Consider the following 19,989-nt stretch of genomic DNA (forward strand, 5'->3'; position numbering starts at 1 on the left):
CCATCACCCATGATAGAAACCGATAGACTCGTCGCTCCCGCTACTGCCAGCACTCAAGAAGAGGCGCTTGAGCGTGCCTTGCGTCCCAAGCATCTGGATGAGTATGTGGGGCAGGAGAAGGCGCGCGGTCAACTCGAAATCTTTATTAATGCGGCCCGTGGCCGACAAGAGGCACTTGATCATGTGCTGCTGTTCGGCCCGCCTGGTCTGGGTAAAACCACGCTTGCTCACATTGTGGCTAAAGAGATGGGCGTAAACCTGCGCATGACCTCGGGCCCAGTGTTGGAGCGAGCCGGCGATCTGGCTGCATTGCTGACCAATCTTGAACCCAACGACGTCTTATTTATTGACGAGATTCATCGCCTGAGCCCGGTGGTTGAGGAGATTTTGTATCCGGCCATGGAAGATTACCGACTCGATATCATGATCGGTGAAGGACCTGCAGCACGCAGTGTGCGACTGGATTTGCCGCCTTTTACGCTGGTGGGGGCGACCACGCGCGCGGGCATGTTGACCAACCCCTTGCGTGACCGCTTTGGCATTGTGGCGCGGCTGGAGTTTTACAGTCACGCCGAGCTCTCCAAGATTGTCATGCGGTCGGCCAACTTGCTCGAGGTTGAAATGCAAGCTGCCGGGGCACTGGAGATTGCCAGACGTTCACGCGGCACACCGCGGATTGCCAACCGCCTGCTACGCCGGGTTAGGGATTATGCGCAAGTCAAATCGGATGGCATTGTGACCGATACGATTGCCGATGCCGCCTTGAAAATGCTGGATGTCGATCAGCAAGGGCTGGATGTGATGGATCGCAAGTTATTGCAGGCGGTGGTTGAAAAGTTTGGTGGCGGGCCAGTGGGACTGGACAATCTTGCCGCGGCCATTGGTGAAGAGCGTGACACCATAGAAGATGTGCTGGAGCCCTATCTGATTCAGCAAGGCTATCTGATGCGCACGCCGCGCGGACGCGTGGCCACGCAGTTGACTTACCAGCATTTTGGCTTGAAAGCGCCTGTCAGCATGGTGTCAGCCGATTTATGGCAAGATGCCGGGCAATAACATGGTTGAGTTTCCTGTACGTGTGTATTACGAGGATACCGATGCCGGTGGTGTGGTCTATCACAGCCGCTACCTGAATTTTATGGAGCGTGCGCGCACCGAGTGGTTGCGGACTGCGGGCTTTGACCAAAGCGCGCTCAAGCAGCAAGAACATGTGTTGTTTGTCGTCCACAGCATGCAGCTACAATTTAAAAAACCGGCCCGGCTGGATGACCAGTTGCGGGTGGCTTCGCAGTTGCTGGAGATGGGGCGTGGCAGTTTTAGCTGCCAGCAGCAGGTCATGCGTGGCGACACGCTTTTAATTGAGGCACAGGTGAAAGTCGCCTGTGTTGATGCGGATTCATTTAAACCCACGGGTATTCCGGCCCGTATCAAAATTGCACTGGAGTCTTCATGAATGTAGCGAACGATATGTCGATTTTTACCCTGGTGAGCGGGGCCAGTTTGCCAGTTCAGCTGGTGATGCTGATTCTGCTGCTGACCTCACTCGCCTCCTGGTGGTATATCTTCATTAAGGTTTTTTCACTCAAGGCTGCCAACGAAAATGTGGATCAGTTTGAAGCGCAATTCTGGTCCGGCGGTGATTTGAACGAGCTGTACGAGCGCATCACGACTGGTCGCAAAACACCTCAAGGCATGGCCAGCATTTTTCAGGCCGGGTTAAAAGAATTTATCCGTTACAAGCAGCAAAAAGATACCGAAGTCAGTGATGTGATGGAGGCGACGCGTCGTGCCATGCGTGCAGCGTATAACCGCGAACTGGATTATCTGGATGCGCACCTGCCATTCTTGGCTTCCGTAGGTTCGGTCAGTCCTTACATCGGCCTGTTCGGCACCGTATGGGGCATCATGAACGCCTTCCGTGGCTTGTCTAACGTTGCGCAGGCGACATTGAGCCAGGTTGCCCCTGGCATTGCCGAGGCGCTGGTGGCGACTGCGATCGGGTTGTTTGCCGCGATCCCAGCCGTGATTGCCTATAACCGCTTTGCTGCGGGCGTAGACCGCCTCTCTGTCCGTTACGAGAGCTTTATCGAAGAATTTACCAACATTTTGCAACGTAGAGCCTGATAGGAGCCGCGATGAGCAGAACGCGTAAACGTCGCATGATGAACCAGATTAACGTCGTCCCCTATATCGACGTCACGCTGGTGTTGCTGGTGATTTTTATGGTGACCGCGCCCATGACCAATCCCGGCATGGTGGAGTTGCCCAAAGTCGGGCAGGCCCTCAAGCAGAGTGGTGACCCGATTGTGATCACCGTGCAAAAAGAAGGCACAGTGATGATGGAAGGCAAAGAGATGCAGCGTGACGATATGCTGGCTTTGATTCGTCAGCGCCTGTCTGAGACACAAAAGCCGGTGGTGGTGTCTGCAGATAAAAACACGCCTTATGGTGAGGTGGTGTCCGTCATGGATTTGCTCAAACAGGCGCAGGTGAATCAAGTTGGTTTGCTGTTTCAGAATGAGAAATAACGGGCAGGTTGCTTAAAGCGCATGAAAGTCACTTACTCCCCACAAGATCAGGCGATACGCAAACGGGCAGCGATCTTATCCGTGCTCATGCACGTGTTACTGTGCTTGGGCATGATCTTTATGGTTGACTGGAAAGCGGTCCACGTGACCCCCAGTGTGATGGAGGCGACCTTGTGGGATAGCTTGCCTAGTAAACAGCCTGCCAAGCCAGTGGAAAAGCCAGTAGAACCGACGCCACCACCGCCTGAACCCAAACCAGAACCGACACCGCCGCCCAAGCCGCCTGAGCCAGAACCTAAACCGCAACCCAAGCCTGAGCCTGCGCCTCAAGTCAAGCAAGCGGAACAAGAGGCGGAAATTGCACTCAAAAAGCAGGAGGAAGAGAAGAAGCGCCTGCTAGATGAAGAGAAAAAGAAGGAACTTGAGCAGAAAAAGCAGGAAGAAAAACTGAAAAAAATTCAGGAAGCCTTGCGTAAACAAGAGGAAGAAGAAAAGCTGAAAAAAATTCAGGATGCGATGCGCCAGCAAGAGTTGGACGCACAGCAGTCGGCGGCGGCTGCAGCGGTTGATCCGTCTGTGCTCAGTTATTACATGGGCTTGATGAGCCGCAAAATCCGTAGCAATGTGAACCCCGGCTTGTGCCCTGTTTCTAACCCCGAGTTGCTGGTAGATATCCAGATGATGAATTCGGGAGATATTTCCGGCATGCCCAAGCTGGTGCGAGGGTCGGGCGATGCCATTTGTGATGATGCTGTGATCCGTGCCATTTTGGCGGCCAAGCCCTTCGATTTGCCGGATGATCCTGCGGCACGTAGAAAAATGGTAGATCAGATTCGCTTGAAGTTGAAGCCACGTGGCTAAGCAAGCAATGACGATGAAGCGGCTTTTCGTTATAATTCAGATATATAAGCAAACCAGATGAATAATATTGTTACCATGAAAACACACACACGAGGTTTGATGCACGCATTTGCTACTGCTATTTTTGCCGGATTCGTTGCGCTGCTGGCGGTTATCCCTGCCCATGCGGCACTAGAGCTTGAGATCAGTGGCGGTAGTGCCATTCAGATTCCAGTCGCGATTCTGCCGATGGCCGAGACAGACAATCCGCAAGCACAAAGCCGTTTGCATGAGATCATCAGTAACGACCTGCGTAGCAGTGGCATGTTCCGTATTATCAATACCAGCGGCATGCCAGCGTTGCCGACCAATGCTTCTCAAATCAAATATACCGACTGGACTGCGCTCAAGGCACAAGGCTTGAGCCTGGGTGAAGTGCAGTCAACAGGCAACGGCAATCTCAAGATCTCGGTGCAGGTGATGGATGTGTTGCGTCAAACGGCGTTGCTGCAACTGACGTATACCGTCTCTGCTAGTCAATACCGCCATGTCGCGCACATGATTGCCGACCAGATTTATGAAAAGTTTACCGGTCAGCCCGGCGCCTTTGCCACGCGCATTGCTTACGTTACCAAAACAGGTAAGCGCTTTACGCTGCAAATTGCGGATTACGATGGCTACAATGCGCAAACGCTGGTGTCGTCGAATGAGCCGATTATTTCACCGGCCTGGTCGCCAGATGGCACCAAGATGGCTTACGTGTCTTTTGAGAAAAAGAAACCGATTGTCTTTGTGCAGTCCTTGTATACGGGTGAGCGCAAAGTGGTGGCTAACTTCAAGGGGAATAACAGTGCCCCGGCCTGGTCGCCAGACGGTAGCAAATTGGCGGTGGTGTTGACCTATGGTGCCAACTCACAGATTTATACTATTGCTGCGGATGGTTCCAACTTGCAGCAAATCACCAAAAGCAGTGCGATTGATACCGAGCCAGCGTTCTCGCCTGATGGCCAGTTTATTTACTTCAGCTCAGACCGTGGCGGACGCCCTCAGATTTACAAGGTGCCTGCTTCTGGTGGCTCCCCTTCGCGCGTGACTTTTGAGGGTGGCTATAACGTGAGCCCGCGCTTTTCCCCCGATGGCAAGTATTTAACCTACATTCGCAATGACGGCGGTTCTTTTAAAGTAGCCGTTCAGGAGTTGGCGTCTGGCAATGTCAAACTGCTGAGCAATGGTTCGCAAGATGAGTCGCCGAGCTTTGCCCCGAACGCACGTACCATCATGTATGCCACCCGGGTGGGCGGCAAAGGGACCTTGGCGACAGTGACCGTGGATGGCCTGGTCAGGCAGCGTCTGTCTGAGGCCGGCGGTGATATTCGTGAGCCCGCCTGGGGTCCTGCACAAGCTTCAGCCAAGTAGTCGTAACAATTATCGTCTTTTTGGTTAATTTTATTCAGTCAATCATTTTTAAGGAGAAAGTATGAACAAGAGTATTTGGACAATTGCAGCACTGGCATTAGTGCTAACCGCTTGTAAAAGCACCCCGATGAACCCAGCCAAGGTTGAAGATTCCAGCGTGACTCGCCCAATGGCAAAACAAAACGGCAATGGTAATGATGGCTCTGCAAACACAGACAAAATCAATATCAAAACCGTTGATGTGGATACCAGCAAAGACGAGTTGAGTGCCGCTGAATTGGCCAAGCGTCAGGTATTTTTTGACTACGACAGCGACGCGATTCGTGAAGAGTACAAGAGCCTGATCGCTAACCACGCCAAATACCTGATCGCCCACCCACAAACTAAAGTGGTACTGCAGGGTAACACCGACGAGCGTGGCACACACGAGTACAACCTGGCATTGGGTCAGCGTCGTTCCGTGGCTGTGAAAAATGCGCTGAACGTATTGGGCGTGAGCGATAGCCAGATCGAAACCGTGAGCTACGGTGAAGAGCGTGCGAAACAAAACTGCGCGGATGACGGTTGCTTCCAGCAAGACCGCCGCGTAGACATCGTTTATGCAGGTCAGTAATTTGCGATACGCTGCGGTATTGATGGCCCTTGGCTTGACGGTGTCTACCGTCAGCCAGGCGGCTTTATTCGATGATACTGAAGCCAGAAAGCGTATTCTTGAGCTCGAAACCAAGCAGGGTGCAGATTATGATGCACAGCAAAAAGCCATCACAGACCTGACACGCACCCAGCAATCGCTGGACAGGCGCGTGCAAAGTCTGGAAATGCTGATCAACGGCAAGGGTTTGCTGGACATGCAGAATCAGCTGGAGCAGCTCCGTCAGGATGTGGCACAACTGAAGGGTGATCTTGAAGTGGTGACCCATCAGCTTGAGGATATGCGTACCAAGCAGAATGCGTCTTACACCGATCTGGATACGCGTGTGCGCAAGCTGGAAACCTTGGCACAATCAGTGACAAATGGTCAAGGCTTACCTGTCGCAGGCGCGAGTGGCACGACTGGCGATGCAAAAGCTGATGTTTCCCAGCAGGAAACCAGCGCGTTTGCCGAGGCAGAGTCGCTCAACCAGGCAGGCAAGTACAAAGAGGCCTTTAATGCCTATGATGCGTTCCTGAAGACTTACTCTAATAGCAAGCTGGTGCCAGATGCCATGTACGGCATGGGATATACCCAGTTTGCACTGAAGAGCTACAAATCTTCTGCTGCCACACAGCAGAAGTTTCTGGAGAGTTATGCGACGCATCCCTTGGCACCGAATGCCATGCTGAATCTGGCGAATAGTCAGATTCAGTTGGGGCAGATTCCGGCCGCCAAAAAGACCTTGAAGGATCTCATTGCGGCTTATCCATCGGCTGAAGTGACGCCTAGCGCACAAAAACGCTTGAAAGTGCTCGAAACGATCAAATAGCAGATTTTCGTTATTGAAATGACCTTATTTCAGCGATAATAGCGGGCAGATAGCAATATCTGCCCGTTTACTTTTAGTTTCCCCATGACCACACTCAAAATTTTCGAGATTTTTTACTCCCTGCAGGGCGAGAGCTCACGTGTCGGGCTGCCTACGATTTTTATCCGCCTGACCGGCTGCCCATTGCGTTGTGGTTATTGTGATACGGAGTATGCGTTTAAAGGCGGCAGCAATATGACGCTGGATGACATCATGCAGCAGATTGCAGCCTACGATACCCGTTACGTCTGCGTGACCGGCGGCGAGCCGCTGGCGCAAAAGGGCTGTATCGAATTGCTGACCAGGCTGGGCGATGCTGGCTATCAGGTGTCTTTGGAGACCAGTGGTGCCATGGATATCGCCGAGGTCGATTCACGCGTGAAAGTCATTATGGACATCAAAACGCCTGGGTCGGGTGAAGTAGAAAAAAACCGCTGGGAAAACTTGCCTTTGCTGAAAGCCGGTGATGAAGTGAAATGGGTGATTTGCAGCCGGGAAGATTATGACTGGGCCAAATTGATGTTGCAGACCCGGGCATTCCCGGTCGATTGCGATCAGTTATTTTCGCCCAGCTTTCATGAGGTCAGTGGCGAAACTTTGGCCAGCTGGATTTTGCAAGATCACCTCAAGGTGCGTATGCAGCTTCAATTACATAAAATTCTCTGGGGCGAGAAACAAGGAGTATAAGCGTGACAGCAGCAAACCCTAAGGCGGTGATTTTATTATCGGGCGGCCTGGACTCAAGTACGGTATTGGCGATTGCCAAATCGCAAGGCTATGACTGTTATTGCCTGAGTCTGGATTATCATCAGCGCCATAATGTCGAGCTGCAGGCCGCCCAACGCGTTGCGGCAGCCTTGGGGGCAGCCGAGCATAAAACCGTACAGCTGGATTTGTCCTTGTTTGGTGGTTCGGCACTGACTGACAATGCGATCGCCGTCCCTGAGCAAGAGACGCAGGGCATTCCTGTCACTTACGTGCCGGCACGCAATACGATTATGCTATCCTTGTCCCTCGCCTGGGCCGAGGTGTTACAGGCGCGGGATATTTTTATCGGCGTCAATGCGCTGGATTATTCCGGCTACCCTGATTGCCGTGGTGAATATGTCAAAGCCTTCCAGCAAATGGCCAATCTGGCTACCAAAGCAGCGGTAGAGGGACAAACCATTACCGTGCATGCACCGTTGATCGATATGACCAAGGCTGACATTATCCGCACCGGCCATGCGCTGGGCGTGGATTATGGCTTAACCGTTTCTTGTTATCAGGCCGATGGTCAAGGCGCCGCGTGTGGCGTGTGTGACTCCTGCCGCTTCCGTAAAGCGGGATTTATACAAGCGGGCGTGGCTGATCCGACGCTGTACAGGAATGCATCGTCAGGTGAGTGAAAAAGACTTGCCACTGTTTTAAAAAATCAAGTATAATCCGCGCCTTTCTGCAAAGAAATTCATTTTTAAGAGAACAAGATTATGGTCGTTATTCGTTTATCACGTGGTGGCTCCAAAAAGAACCCGTTTTACAGCGTTGTTGTGGCAGATTCCCGCAACCGTCGTGACGGTCGTTTTATCGAGCGCGTTGGTTTCTACAATCCATCTGCACGCGCTGGCGCTGAAGGCCTGCGTATCGATGAAGCACGTACACAATACTGGGTTGAGAACGGTGCACAACTGTCCGACACCGTAGCACGTCTGGTTAAATTCCACGCTAAAGGCGTTGAAGGCATGGCTGCTGCTAAAGCGAAAGAAGTTGCTAAAGCTGAAGCTGCCAAAGAGAAAGCCATTGCTGCTGCCGCTGCAGAAGCCGCTGCCAAGGCTAAAGCAGAAGCCGACGCTGCTGCTGCAGAAGCTGCCGCCGCACAAGCAGCTGCCGCTGAAGCGCCAGCTGCTGAGTAATTGTTTCAACGCCTGAATACAGATGGCGTTTGAGAACATGGTTGTGATGGGGCGCATTGTCGCCCCATATGGCGTTTATGGCTGGGTAAAAGTCGTGCCTGATACTGAGTATCTGGATGGCCTGCTGGACTACGAAGCCTGGTGGATCGGTAAAGCGCCGAATTGGCGTGAAACGACGGTAGAGCAAGCCAAAATCCATAACGATGTGTTGCTGATCAAGTTGTCAGGGGTGGGCGATAGAGATGCCGCCTTTGCGCTCAAAGGTCAGCAAATTGCTGTACCGCGTGAGGCCTTGCCCGAGACAGAAGAGGGCGAGTATTACTGGTCTGATCTGATCGGTTTGCAAGTCAGCAATACTGAAGGCGTGGACTTCGGCAAGATTACGCAAGTGCTGGAAACCGGCGCAAACGATGTGCTGGTCGTGCGTGAAAAGCAGCCGACACAGGTCAAAGGCAAGGATGGCAAACTGCGCGAAGAGTATCGCGAGCGTTTGATCCCGTTTACCAGTGACGCTGTGCCAGAGGTGGATATCCAGGCGGGTACCGTGCTTGTGGAGTGGGATGCCGATTTTTAAAAGAAAGCGCAGCTCATGATGCAGATTGAAGTGATCAGTTTGTTTCCTGAGATGTTTGCAGCACTGACGGAATACGGGATTACTAGTCGTGCCAGACAGCGTGGCTTATATCAGTTAACGCTGACCAATCCGCGCCAATATACGCAGGATGTGCATCACACCGTTGATGATCGGCCATATGGTGGTGGACCAGGCATGGTGATGCTGGCGGAGCCGCTTGCACATGCCATAGGCGAAGCCAAAGCGCGCTTAAGTGCGAAAGAAATAACGCCCAGGGTGATCCACTTATCGCCACGGGGCAAACCGCTGACACACGAAAAAGTGGTGCAGCTCAAAGCATTACCGGGGCTGGTGCTGTTAGCCAGCCGCTATGAAGGCGTAGACCAGCGCGTGCTGGATACCTTGGTGGATGAAGAACTCTCCATCGGCGATTATGTGTTAAGTGGCGGTGAGTTGCCTGCCATGGTGTTGCTGGATGCCATCATCCGCCAATTGCCTGGGGCACTTGGCGATGCTGATTCGGCGCAGGAAGATTCATTTGTGAATGGCCTGCTCGATTATCCGCACTACACGCGCCCGGAAGAATTTGCAGGATTAAAGGTGCCCGACGTATTGCTGTCTGGACACCATGAAAAGATTAGACAATGGCGATTACAACAATCGCTGCTGCTAACAAGGGCTAAACGCCCGGATTTATTGGCTGAAAGGCCGTTGACGAAAGAAGAGGCTAGGCTACTTAAAGACGTTGCATCAAAAGGCGTCGAGTAGGAACGAGTCACTTTACAATTAAAAGGAACTGACATGGCAGACATTATCAAAATGTTAGAGCAAGAAGAAATTGCTCGTTTAAACAAAGCTATCCCTGACTTCGCGCCAGGTGACACCGTAGTTGTAGGTGTAAACGTGGTTGAAGGTAACCGTAAACGGGTGCAGGCTTACGAAGGCGTTGTAATCGCCAAGCGTAACAGAGGTCTGAACTCCTCTTTCATCGTGCGTAAAATCTCTTCAGGTGAAGGCGTTGAGCGTACATTCCAGACTTACTCCCCACTGATCGCTTCTATCGAAGTGAAACGCCGTGGTGACGTGCGTCGCGCTAAACTGTACTACTTGCGTGAGCGTTCAGGTAAATCTGCACGTATTAAAGAGAAACTGGTTGCGCGCGAAAAAGACATCGCAGCAGACAACTCTTAATTCAAGCGTTGCAGCAAAAAGCCCTTCAGTTGAAGGGCTTTTTTATTGCCATATTCCAACGATCGTTGGTTGCACCCGGGCCAAGATTACAGTTAAATAGGCGCATGAACCGTCTTGATGATGAACTCGATGCATTGGTACCTGCGCCCTTTGGCTTTGTTGGTGTGCGTAGCGATGAGGCCGGTGAGCGGCTGCAATTCTTGCTACATGCATTGCCCGTCAAAGCCAGCCCCAATCCGCGTGCGCAAGCCGTGGCCGATCAAGTCGCCACTTATCTTGAAAATCCGCATATGGTCTGGCAACCCATTCAATCCACTCTCGGCACGGCTTTTCAGCAACGCGTCTGGCAGGCCATGCGTGCGATCCCTGTCGGTGAAACCTGGACTTACAGCCAGTTAGCGGCAGCGGTTGACTCTGGCCCACGTGCCGTGGCTAATGCCTGCGGTGCCAATCCCTTGCCCTTGTTTAATCCCTGTCACCGGGTGGTTGCCAGCCATGGGCTGGGCGGATTTATGCAAGGCTTGGGCGGTGGTTTGGAGATTAAACGCTGGCTGCTCGCCCATGAGCAAGGCCACAAATAAACGCCGATGCAGCAAAAAGCGCATTCTTTGACCGAGGCGGCAGCATTTCCTGAAATCGATACCTTTATCGACCAGCTCTGGCTGGAAGATGGCTTGTCGCCCAATACCTTATCCAGCTACCGCAATGATTTAAAAGGTTTTGCAGAGTGGTGCAGACAGCACACCCATACTTTGTGGGAGGTGCAGTCGCATGATGTGCAAGCGTATCTTGCCCATCGTTTCCCGCAAGTGAAGGTGCGGAGTATCAACCGTCTGATAGCCACCTTGCGCCGTTTTTACCGGTACGCGCTGGCCGCCAATCTGATTCATCAAGACCCCACCTTGCATATCGAAGCGCCCAAAATGCCTAGGTCACTACCAAAAACGCTGAGTGAGTCGCAGGTGGAAGATTTGCTCAATGCCCCGGATGTGAATGTGCCGCTTGGTATGCGAGACCGTGCCATGCTTGAGCTGCTCTATGCCAGCGGATTGCGTGTCTCAGAGCTGGTGAATATCAAAATCAGCGAGGTCAGTACGCAAGATGGCGTGGTGCGCGTCACCGGTAAAGGCAGCAAAACGCGCCTGGTGCCCATGGGTCAGGAAGCGGCCGAGTGGATAGACCGTTACTTGGCAAGCGCCCGCGCTGAGATTTTAAAAGGCAGTCTGAGTGATGCGGTGTTTGTCACCACACGTGGCGATGCCATGACACGGCATGCGTTCTGGCACATTATTCAGCGGTATGCCTTGCAGGCGGGGATTTCACAGCATATCAGCCCGCATGTGTTACGCCATGCGTTTGCCACGCATTTGCTCAATCATGGCGCGGATTTACGCGTAGTGCAGATGTTGCTGGGACATGCAGATATTTCGACCACGCAGATTTATACGCATGTGGCGAGGGAGCGGTTGCAGCAGTTACATAAGGCGCATCATCCGAGGGGATAGTTGCCTTGTGTATCGCCATTCCGGCGGAGGTCGGAGTCCACTTGTATGTCGTTTCAAGCGGATTTTATTTATTGGTAAGTTTTCTTTCGCCTCTAGGCGAGTTACTTTCTGTTGCTTGCCCCACAGAAAGTAACCAAAGAGGAGGGCACCCAGCCATCACGGCCTTGCGGCTCCCTTGCGTTGCTCAACAAAGTAAGCGGTCACGAAACTCGCCCTAGCAGCTTGCACACCCCGCAAGCTGCCGCGGAGCTCAGACAGTCGCTCCCTTTTTCCTTACTTTGTTTCCGCTACTCAGCGTGATGGAATGGGATTTATCTCGCCAAACAAGCATTGCAGAAGTTTGTAATAGTTAAAAACCAAAATTCTTTTCTTTAATCCACTACCAGTGGCGCTCACGGATTTTTCGAGCCCCTATTTGCTGCGCCGAGTAGCGCAGGCAACAACTGGAAGCTAGGGTGTCTTGTTCTTTGCCTTCTTCTTATGGGCAAGCATAAGAGAGAACGGTCGCCTAAAGGCGAATATAGAATATATCTTAAGCGAAAAAACTTAAGAATTAAGCAGTCCGATAAAGCGTAACCCCCAACGCTTTCAATCCTGGCAATATCCCCGGTTTACTCACCTTCAACTTCACATTCTGCGCTTTAAATTCCTGCAAAATCAGCTGGCACACATGTTCACCCAAGGCCTCAACCAGTTTAAAGCTATGCTCGGCTAATGTTTCGCGAATGCGGGCGACTACCTGACCATAATCAATCGTGTCTTCAATCGCGTCACTGAGGCAGGCTTTGCTAAAGTCGTAGCCGATTTCAATATCCAGAATCACAGTTTGTGGCACGGTGCGCTCCCATTCTGGCACGCCCAGTTTGGTTTGCACTTTGACTTGTTCGAGAAAAATTGTGTCCATGAATCTGTGTCCTTTTATTTCCGCGCAGGCTGGAATCCAGTATGATTCGGCATCATACAACATCGTGCAGTGGCTGGCTAAGCGGCTGCATTTCAGTGGAATTAAGCGCATGAACGAAATTGGTTTTGATATTGAAGCATTGGTGTGGATCGCTGCGGCTTACCTGATAGGCTCGATTGCTTTTGGCATTATTATCAGCAAGCTGTACCGCCTGCCAGATCCACGCACCGTGGGGAGTGGCAATATCGGCGCGACCAATGTGGCGCGCAGTGGTAAAAAATCTGCTGCCATTTTGACCTTGCTGGGCGATGCGTTCAAAGGCTGGTTGCCCACTTGGTTGGCACTGCAGGCAGGCATGTTGATGGACGTGGTTGCACTGGTGGGGTTGGCGGTGTTTATTGGTCACTTGTACCCGATTTATCATAAATTCAAAGGTGGCAAAGGTGTGGCGACGGCATTGGGTGTGATGATTGCCTTTTCGGGTTGGCTGGCGTTGAGTGTGGTTGCCGTCTGGCTGGCGGTGTTTTTAATCAGCCGCATTTCTTCGTTGTCTGCGCTTGTCGCTGCCGTATTGGCACCGTTGATTGCCTGGCAGTTTCTGTCACCTTATCCGGTGTATGTGGCGGTGGTCGTGGTGATGTCCGCGTTTTTGATTATTCGTCATCAATCGAATATTGAAAAACTGTTGGCCGGCACTGAAAGCCGTTTTGGAAAGAAATAGCTAACTGCCGATAAACCCAGATATGAAAACTGGGAAGATCGTTTTGTGAGTCTTTTTTAGATTTTATCGGCGGTAGAAATACAGCCCAGCAACGCCCTTTAGCAGGCAATCACTGAGGGGCTTTGAGCTCAGCCAAATCCCAACGTGGGCGGATGCTAAAGCTGTAATCCTGCTTGCCTGGCTGCATGGCGTGCAGGCGCATCGCACCGGCAAAGGCAATCATGGCGCCGTTATCGGTGCAGAATTCTAGGCGTGGATAATTGACGCTGATACCACGTTTGGCGGCGGCTTCATTGAGCCGGGTACGCAGGCGTTTGTTGGCGCCTACGCCGCCAGACACCACCAGTCGTTTGAGTTTGGTCTGTTTGAGTGCCTTCAGGCATTTGTGCACCAGAATCTCGGTGACGGATTCTTGAAATTCCCAGGCAATATCTTTAATTGTTTCTTCATTCAATTCTGGCTGGTTGTTCACCAGCGTCAACACGGCCGTTTTCAGGCCGCTAAAGCTGAAGTTTAAATCCGGGCTGTTGAGCATGGGACGCGGCAGTTGAAACTGTGGCTTGCCCTGATCGGCCAGTTTAGACACCGCTGGGCCGCCGGGATAGCCCAGGCCCAAGAGTTTCGCCGTTTTATCAAAGGCTTCGCCAGCCGCATCGTCCAGCGTGTCACCTAATAGTTCATATTGGCCAATGCCATCCACGCGCATGAGTTGGCTATGTCCGCCCGAGACCAGCAAGGCGACAAACGGGAAGGCGGGTGGGTTTTCTTCGAGCATGGGTGCCAGTAGATGGCCTTCCAGGTGATGCACTCCCACAGACGGGACATTGAGGGCCATGGCCAGCGATTGTGCAATGCTGGTGCCGACCAGCAAGGCGCCCGCCAGGCCGGGGCCTTGCGTGTAAGCGATGCCTTCGAGGTCTTGCAGGGTTTTATCGGCTTGCGCCAGGACTTGCTGTGTGAGCGGGAGTGCGCGGCGGATATGGTCACGGGAGGCCAGCTCCGGCACGACGCCGCCATAGGCTGCATGCATGTCAATTTGTGAGTGCAGGGCGTGCGCCAGCAATCCGCGGCGCGTGTCGTATAACGCCACCCCGGTTTCGTCACAAGAGGATTCAATGCCCAATACCAACATCTAAGATAAGTCTCGCATACGTTTTTTTGCAGAAAGGATTGATAAATCCAAATAAGCGCGATAGAATACGCGGTTTTCAGTGCTGCATCAATCCGCAAGCACCATTGTCTAACCAATATTTGAAGGATAGGGATTTACATGACCGCTATTCGTGTGAAAGAGAACGAACCGTTTGACGTTGCAATGCGCCGTTTCAAGCGTTTGATTGAGAAAACCGGTTTGTTGAACGACTTGCGTGCTCGCGAGTTCTACGAGAAGCCAACTTGGGAGCGTAAGCGTAAAGCGGCTGCCGCGGTTAAGCGTCAATACCGCCGTCTGCGCAACCAACAGTTGCCTACCAAACTCTACTAATTTTTTAAGTAGATGTGCAGATCGGGTAAGTCATCCCTTGGCTACCCGGTTTGAAAAAACAAATATGCGAAGGTTGTGGATTTCCGCAACCTTTAGCTGTTTTTAAAGCATACGCTTTAACGTCCTTCTTTAATTGAGAATAATCCCCGCTATGAGCCTGAAAGCACAAATCTCTGAAGACATGAAAACCGCGATGCGGGCGAAAGACATGCCCAAGCTGGGCGTGATTCGTTTGTTGCAAGCCGCCATCAAGCAGCGCGAGGTGGATGAGCGTATTGAGTTGGACGACGATGCCGTGATTGCCGCCATTGAGAAAATGCTCAAGCAGCGTCGTGATTCGATTGCTGCATTTGAAGGCGCTAACCGCATGGATTTGGCTGATCAGGAAAAATTTGAAGTCACCGTGTTGCAGGCTTATTTGCCTGCCCAGTTGAGCGAAGAAGAAATCAATGCGGTGATCGCCAAAGTGATTGCTGAAACGGGTGCAGCGGGTGCCAAGGATATGGGTAAAGTGGTGGGTGCAGTGAAACCATTGGTCGCCGGTAAGGCAGATATGGCGAAAGTGTCTGGCTTGATCAAGGTTGCCTTGGGGTAGTGTGTTTTTGCAGGCATTGAGTCAGGGGCGCATTTGCGCCCTTTGTTTTTTTGACCCGCATCAGCGATACTTGCATTTATGATCCCGGAAAGTTTTATTCAAGAACTGCTTAATCGCGTAGATATTGTCGATGTCATCGACAAGTCTGTTCCGCTGAAAAAAGCCGGGGCCAATTATTCAGCCTGTTGTCCGTTTCATAACGAAAAATCCCCCAGTTTTACCGTGAGTCCGACCAAGCAGTTTTACCATTGCTTTGGCTGTGGCGCGCATGGTTCGGCCTTGAGTTTTTTAATGGAATATAACGGCTTGAGTTTTGTCGAGGCCGTACATGACCTCGCCAAGCAAGTCGGTATGATCGTGCCGCAGGAGCAGCGTGATCCCAACCAACCTGCACCAACATCTAAAGCCGTGCTACTCAGTTTGCAAGAGACTTTGCAGCAGGCCGCCAATTATTACAAAGCTGAGTTAAAAAAATCACCGCGGGCGATTGATTACCTGAAAGCACGCGGCTTAAGCGGGCAGGTCGCAGCAAAATTCCAGATTGGTTATGCGCCAGCCGGGTGGCAAAATTTGCAAACGGTTTTTCCGCAATATGATGCCGAGCCGCTGGAAACTGCCGGGCTGGTGGTGCAAAACGAGCAGGGTCGTCGCTACGATCGTTTCCGTGACCGCATCATGTTCCCTATCCATAACCAAAAAGGGGAAGTCATCGGCTTTGGGGGGCGTGTAATTAACCCTGAAGACAGTCCCAAATATTACAACTCGCCGGAAACGCCCGTGTTTCAAAAAGGGCACGAATTGTATGGCTTGTTTATGGCGCGCCGCGCCATCCGTGATGCGGGGCGGGTGTTGGTGGTGGAGGGATATATGGATGTGGTGGCGCTGGCGCAGTATGGCATTGAATATGCCGTCGCGGCGTTGGGCACGGCGACTACGCCTTTTCATATTGCCAAGCTGATGCGGCAAACCGATGAAATCGTTTTCAGTTTTGATGGCGATAAAGCCGGGCGGACTGCGGCCTGGCGGGCGGTGATGAATGCCTTGCCTGCCATCAAAGATGGCCTTAAGTTGCGGTTTTTATTCTTGCCTGCCGAGCATGACCCCGACAGCTTTGTGCGCGAGTTTGGCAAAGAAGCCTTTGAGGCCGAGATGAATCAGGCCATGCCCTTGTCGCAATATATCATTCAGCATTTAAGTGAGCATAACCCGCTGGCCTCGCAAGAGGATAAAGTGCAATTCTTGAATGACGCCGAGCCCATTCTTAAGCAAATTCAGGCGCCGCGTTATGCCATGCTGTTGCGTAAAAAGGTTGCCGAGATGACCGGCCTGGCGCAAGGCGAAATGCAGCGCATGCTGAAATTGCCGAATACCGCCAAAGCCAAGGAAAAAGCCGTGCGTCAACGCTCGCGTACGCCGTTATCTTTGCATCTGCGTTTGGCGTTGATGTTGCTCATGCGGCCACAATGGGCGCAGGCCGCGCTACTCGAGCAGGTGGCGGGTGAGAGTGATGAGGCGCAGATGTTGCGCGTGGTGTTGAAGGCAGCGATTGCCAAGCCTGAGTCTCGTCCTGTGGTGCTGTTGCAGATGATTGCGCCCTATATTTCTGAGTCGCTACGACACCAATTGCAGCGCGAGTTGTCTTTGTTGGATGAAAGCCTGGACTTTACGCTTGAATTTGAGGGGGCATGTACCCAATTATCAGACATGGCGGTCACTGCACGTGAAAATTCCCTGTTGGGGCAGTTAACTGAAAAGCCATTTTCAATGTTGTCTGAAGCAGAGCGTGAAGCCTTGCGGCAATTAACCAGCAAGCGCTAGTCGGTAATTCCCTAAAAACCGTGAGGGCATGCTTAAAAAACGTGCAAAAATCTGGTAAAATAGAGGGTTTCCCGTAATGTTAAATCGAGTGATGTGCCTGCAGCGTTTGCCAGCACTCGGCATCAATCATTTTAGAGGTGGAATCGGCCATGGCCAGACCCAAAGCAGATAAAAGTTTAGACAAAGAACTCGGAATCAACGAAGTCGAAACACACAAAGACCCCGCCACCCAGGCAATGGATGCCGAGGCACGTCGTACACGCCTCAAAACCCTGATTGTATTAGGTAAAGAGCGCGGTTACCTGACCTACGCCGAAATTAATGACCACCTGCCGGATGATGTACAAGACTCCGAGCAGATCGAGAGCATTATCGGCATGATCAACGACATGGGTATCCAGGTGTATGAAGAAGCCCCGGACGCCGAAGTGTTGCTGATGTCTGATGCACCCCCTGCCGTGACAGATGAAGATGCCGCTGAAGAAGCAGAGCAGGCATTGGCTACGGTTGATTCAGAGTTTGGGCGTACAACTGACCCCGTGCGTATGTACATGCGCGAAATGGGTACCGTTGATCTGTTGACCCGTGAAGGCGAGATTGAGATCGCCAAGCGTATTGAGGACGGCCTCAAGCATATGGTGCAGGCGATTGCCGCCTGCCCAACCACCATCGCCCAATTGCTGGAGATGGTGGACAAAGTCGAAAAAGACGAAATGAGCGTGGATGAGCTGGTCGATGGTTTGATCGACAGCGACCTCGGTCTGGATGACGCCTTGGCCGTGGCGGATGCTGAAGAAGAGGAAGCCGCCGACGAGGAAGACGAAGACGAGGACGAAGACAGCGATGCCAAAGCATCTGCGCTTTCGGCCGAGGCCTTGGCAAAACTCAAAGAAGAGGTCCTGTCACGCTTTGCCGTGATTCGTGCCGCCAATACCAAAATGAACAATATCCGCGAGGCTAAAGGTACCAACGATGCCGAGTACAAGACTTTGCATCAGCAAGTGCTCGACGAGCTGACCGCTTTCCGCTTTTCTGCCAAACAGGTTGAAGCTTTGTGCGACCAAGTGCGTAACATGGTCGAAGAAGTGCGTACGCACGAACGCAAAATCATGGATTTCTGCGTAGAAAAAGCCAATATGCCCCGCCAGCAATTCATCAAGAGCTTTGTTGGCAACGAAATCAACCTCAACTGGCTGGATGACGAGCTGGCAGGTAAACCTGCCTACGGTGAGCGTTTAGAGCGTTTTAGACACTCTATTCTGGACCAGCAAGAGCGGTTGCAAAATCTGCAAATCCGCGTTGGCTTGCCAATTAAAGAGTTGCGTGAAATCAACAAGCAAATGACCACTGGCGAAGCCCGTGCCCGTCGCGCCAAACGCGAAATGATCGAGGCCAACCTGCGTCTGGTGATCTCTATTGCTAAAAAGTACACCAACCGTGGCCTGCAATTCCTCGATCTGATCCAGGAAGGTAACATCGGCCTGATGAAAGCCGTGGACAAGTTTGAATACCGCCGTGGTTACAAATTCTCTACTTATGCCACTTGGTGGATCCGTCAGGCCATCACCCGGTCTATCGCTGACCAGGCACGTACCATCCGTATTCCGGTCCACATGATCGAAACCATCAACAAGATGAACCGTATCAGCCGCCAGATCTTGCAAGAAACTGGTCTTGAGCCTGATCCTGCCACTCTGGCTGAAAAAATGGATATGCCGGAAGAAAAAATCCGCAAAATCCTCAAAATCAGCAAAGAGCCGATCTCCATGGAAACGCCGATTGGTGACGACGAAGACAGCCACTTGGGCGACTTTATTGAAGACAACACCACACTGGCCCCAATGGACGCAGCGGTTTACGCCAGCCTGCGTGACGCTACCAGTGAAGTGCTGGAATCACTCACCCCACGCGAGGCCAAAGTATTGCGTATGCGCTTTGGTATCGAAATGAACACCGACCACACGCTGGAAGAAGTCGGCAAACAGTTTGATGTCACCCGTGAACGTATCCGCCAGATCGAAGCCAAGGCCCTGCGTAAACTGCGTCACCCGACCCGCTCGGAACGTCTGCGCAGCTTCTTAGAAAACGGTCAGGATTAGTTTATAATCCCACGCTTCCCGGCCCCTTAGCTCATGCTTGGTTAGAGCAGCGGACTCATAATCCGTTGGTGCTGTGTTCGACTCACAGAGGGGCCACCATTTATAGAGAGACTCAAGGTTAACGCCTTGGGTCTTTTTTGTTTTGCGTGAGGTAAACTAAAAAGAATTTCAAAAAAGAAACAATAGAATATGGCCAGCAGTACTGATTGGTACACTAAGACTACATGGAGTGAACTTGATGCTGAGGAGTTCTGGAAGAAGCTCTCACGTACACGGCATCCAGATTCACGATCTCAAATAATTAGAATTCAAGCAGAACATCTAGAGCAAGCTGGTGAAATTAACGCAGCATTCGAGTTGCTTGAGCGAATTGTATCCGAATATCCCACAACTTTTGATCTCGCAGAAGTGCATCATCAGCGAGCTACATGCCTGTTAAAGCTTGGTAAACCGGGACAGGCGATTGAAGAGTTGAGACATGCCATAAACTGTGAAGTTAAACTTCCCAATTATCTTACTGGGGCATGGCTAACTTTTGGAGTGATTGCAGTTGAGTACAGCATGCCAGAGTATTTTGACGAGTTTCTGTCGATAGCTGAAAAGAAACTAAGCCAAGCGAATGCTGAGCATTTAATATTGTCATTTGCAAGCTCACGCTTCCGATACTATGGTGTTATGGCTGCAATTTGCTGTAGAAACGAAGAGTTTGAGAAGGCAAGAGAGTATGCCAAACTTTCACTCGCAGAAGTTGAAGCTGAAGATGCAGGTTATCGCTACCACCCTAATGTAGGATTAGTAGGTGAAAAAGATATCAACTTAATACAGATTGTTAAAAAGATTGCTAAAGAGCCTGAATCGCCCCGGCTAGCCTAGATATTTTCGAGCCTCTCGAAATACCGCCGTTCAAACTCTGCGGGAGCG

Annotated in this window: 24 protein-coding genes and 1 tRNA gene; 23 read left to right on the forward strand and 2 right to left on the reverse strand. The window is 51.7% G+C overall.

The genetic code is table 11. The annotated features are described in order from the left end of the window. Positions 1-9: 9 nt before the first annotated feature. The 16 genes from ruvB (at position 10) to xerD (ending at position 11,448) form a co-directional block, all read left to right on the forward strand. Positions 10-1,056: a Holliday junction branch migration DNA helicase RuvB gene (gene ruvB, locus Q9292_RS07080; protein ID WP_194749828.1), complete on the forward strand. Its 1,047-nt coding sequence runs from the start codon at positions 10-12 to the stop codon at positions 1,054-1,056. 1 nt (position 1,057) lies between these two features. Further along, positions 1,058-1,453, forward strand: a complete 396-nt coding sequence (ybgC, locus tag Q9292_RS07085; RefSeq protein ID WP_313986343.1) for a tol-pal system-associated acyl-CoA thioesterase — start codon at positions 1,058-1,060, stop codon at positions 1,451-1,453. Continuing rightward, positions 1,450-2,124 (forward strand): protein TolQ, encoded by a 675-nt coding sequence (gene tolQ / locus Q9292_RS07090; protein ID WP_194749830.1) that lies wholly within the window; start codon positions 1,450-1,452, stop codon positions 2,122-2,124. Before ybgC ends, tolQ begins: the two co-directional genes overlap by 4 nt. Positions 2,125-2,135: 11 nt before the next feature. Next, a complete protein-coding gene (locus Q9292_RS07095; RefSeq protein WP_194749831.1) occupies positions 2,136-2,528 on the forward strand; it encodes an ExbD/TolR family protein in 393 nt (130 codons plus the stop codon). Positions 2,529-2,549: 21 nt separating this feature from the next. Continuing rightward, positions 2,550-3,389, forward strand: coding sequence for a cell envelope integrity protein TolA (gene tolA / locus Q9292_RS07100; RefSeq protein WP_194749832.1), 840 nt, complete (start codon positions 2,550-2,552; stop codon positions 3,387-3,389). 99 nt (positions 3,390-3,488) lie between these two features. Further along, a complete protein-coding gene (gene tolB, locus Q9292_RS07105; RefSeq protein WP_409934479.1) occupies positions 3,489-4,784 on the forward strand; it encodes a Tol-Pal system beta propeller repeat protein TolB in 1,296 nt (431 codons plus the stop codon). A 61-nt stretch (positions 4,785-4,845) separates the two neighbouring features. Further along, complete coding sequence (gene pal / locus Q9292_RS07110) at positions 4,846-5,397, forward strand: peptidoglycan-associated lipoprotein Pal (protein WP_194749834.1); 552 nt, start codon at positions 4,846-4,848, stop codon at positions 5,395-5,397. Continuing rightward, positions 5,384-6,247, forward strand: coding sequence for a YbgF trimerization domain-containing protein (locus tag Q9292_RS07115; protein WP_313986350.1), 864 nt, complete (start codon positions 5,384-5,386; stop codon positions 6,245-6,247). The genes pal and Q9292_RS07115 overlap by 14 nt, the downstream gene beginning before the upstream one ends. Before the next feature lie 84 nt (positions 6,248-6,331). After that, a complete protein-coding gene (gene queE, locus Q9292_RS07120; RefSeq protein WP_275356506.1) occupies positions 6,332-6,973 on the forward strand; it encodes a 7-carboxy-7-deazaguanine synthase QueE in 642 nt (213 codons plus the stop codon). A gap of 2 nt (positions 6,974-6,975) precedes the next feature. Further along, positions 6,976-7,674, forward strand: coding sequence for a 7-cyano-7-deazaguanine synthase QueC (gene queC, locus Q9292_RS07125; protein WP_194749837.1), 699 nt, complete (start codon positions 6,976-6,978; stop codon positions 7,672-7,674). A gap of 81 nt (positions 7,675-7,755) precedes the next feature. Further along, positions 7,756-8,178: a 30S ribosomal protein S16 gene (gene rpsP / locus Q9292_RS07130; RefSeq protein ID WP_194749838.1), complete on the forward strand. Its 423-nt coding sequence runs from the start codon at positions 7,756-7,758 to the stop codon at positions 8,176-8,178. Positions 8,179-8,215: 37 nt separating this feature from the next. Next, positions 8,216-8,752, forward strand: a complete 537-nt coding sequence (rimM, locus tag Q9292_RS07135; RefSeq protein WP_194749839.1) for a ribosome maturation factor RimM — start codon at positions 8,216-8,218, stop codon at positions 8,750-8,752. Positions 8,753-8,770: 18 nt separating this feature from the next. Then, on the forward strand, positions 8,771-9,520 hold the full coding sequence (trmD, locus tag Q9292_RS07140; RefSeq protein WP_228518971.1) for a tRNA (guanosine(37)-N1)-methyltransferase TrmD: 750 nt from the start codon (positions 8,771-8,773) through the stop codon (positions 9,518-9,520). 33 nt (positions 9,521-9,553) lie between these two features. Beyond that, positions 9,554-9,943, forward strand: a complete 390-nt coding sequence (gene rplS / locus Q9292_RS07145; RefSeq protein WP_194749841.1) for a 50S ribosomal protein L19 — start codon at positions 9,554-9,556, stop codon at positions 9,941-9,943. Positions 9,944-10,047: 104 nt separating this feature from the next. Beyond that, the gene (locus Q9292_RS07150) at positions 10,048-10,524 is read left to right on the forward strand and encodes a methylated-DNA--[protein]-cysteine S-methyltransferase (protein ID WP_313986354.1); all 477 of its coding nucleotides are present in this window, start codon (positions 10,048-10,050) and stop codon (positions 10,522-10,524) included. 6 nt (positions 10,525-10,530) lie between these two features. Next, on the forward strand, positions 10,531-11,448 hold the full coding sequence (xerD, locus tag Q9292_RS07155) for a site-specific tyrosine recombinase XerD (protein ID WP_313986356.1): 918 nt from the start codon (positions 10,531-10,533) through the stop codon (positions 11,446-11,448). A 553-nt stretch (positions 11,449-12,001) separates the two neighbouring features. Here xerD and folB read toward each other — a convergent pair. Beyond that, complete coding sequence (gene folB, locus Q9292_RS07160; protein WP_313986358.1) at positions 12,002-12,352, reverse strand: dihydroneopterin aldolase; 351 nt, start codon at positions 12,350-12,352, stop codon at positions 12,002-12,004. A 109-nt stretch (positions 12,353-12,461) separates the two neighbouring features. Here folB and plsY point away from each other — a divergent pair, with 109 nt between their 5' ends. Continuing rightward, positions 12,462-13,073 carry a glycerol-3-phosphate 1-O-acyltransferase PlsY gene (gene plsY, locus Q9292_RS07165; protein ID WP_194749140.1) on the forward strand — a complete coding sequence of 204 codons (612 nt, stop codon included), beginning with the start codon at positions 12,462-12,464 and terminating at the stop codon, positions 13,071-13,073. A 109-nt stretch (positions 13,074-13,182) separates the two neighbouring features. On the opposite strand, the gene tsaD is transcribed toward plsY, so the two are convergent. Next, a complete protein-coding gene (gene tsaD / locus Q9292_RS07170; RefSeq protein ID WP_313986360.1) occupies positions 13,183-14,205 on the reverse strand; it encodes a tRNA (adenosine(37)-N6)-threonylcarbamoyltransferase complex transferase subunit TsaD in 1,023 nt (340 codons plus the stop codon). 138 nt (positions 14,206-14,343) lie between these two features. Here tsaD and rpsU point away from each other — a divergent pair, with 138 nt between their 5' ends. The 6 genes from rpsU to Q9292_RS07200 all read left to right on the forward strand — a co-directional run bounded on the left by rpsU (position 14,344) and on the right by Q9292_RS07200 (position 19,941). After that, positions 14,344-14,556: a 30S ribosomal protein S21 gene (gene rpsU, locus Q9292_RS07175; RefSeq protein WP_018987466.1), complete on the forward strand. Its 213-nt coding sequence runs from the start codon at positions 14,344-14,346 to the stop codon at positions 14,554-14,556. Between the two features lie 151 nt (positions 14,557-14,707). Then, the gene (locus tag Q9292_RS07180; RefSeq protein ID WP_194749142.1) at positions 14,708-15,151 is read left to right on the forward strand and encodes a GatB/YqeY domain-containing protein; all 444 of its coding nucleotides are present in this window, start codon (positions 14,708-14,710) and stop codon (positions 15,149-15,151) included. Positions 15,152-15,229: 78 nt separating this feature from the next. Continuing rightward, positions 15,230-16,969 carry a DNA primase gene (gene dnaG, locus Q9292_RS07185; RefSeq protein WP_313986364.1) on the forward strand — a complete coding sequence of 580 codons (1,740 nt, stop codon included), beginning with the start codon at positions 15,230-15,232 and terminating at the stop codon, positions 16,967-16,969. 149 nt (positions 16,970-17,118) lie between these two features. Beyond that, on the forward strand, positions 17,119-19,068 hold the full coding sequence (gene rpoD / locus Q9292_RS07190) for an RNA polymerase sigma factor RpoD (RefSeq protein ID WP_194749144.1): 1,950 nt from the start codon (positions 17,119-17,121) through the stop codon (positions 19,066-19,068). Positions 19,069-19,088: 20 nt separating this feature from the next. After that, positions 19,089-19,167: transfer RNA gene (locus tag Q9292_RS07195), tRNA-Ile, on the forward strand. Between the two features lie 90 nt (positions 19,168-19,257). After that, positions 19,258-19,941, forward strand: coding sequence for a hypothetical protein (locus Q9292_RS07200; RefSeq protein ID WP_313986366.1), 684 nt, complete (start codon positions 19,258-19,260; stop codon positions 19,939-19,941). The last annotated feature ends 48 nt before the right edge of the window (positions 19,942-19,989 follow it).

The organism is Methylophilus sp. VKM B-3414 (assembly GCF_032248435.1).
Lineage (GTDB): Bacteria > Pseudomonadota > Gammaproteobacteria > Burkholderiales > Methylophilaceae > Methylophilus > Methylophilus glucosoxydans.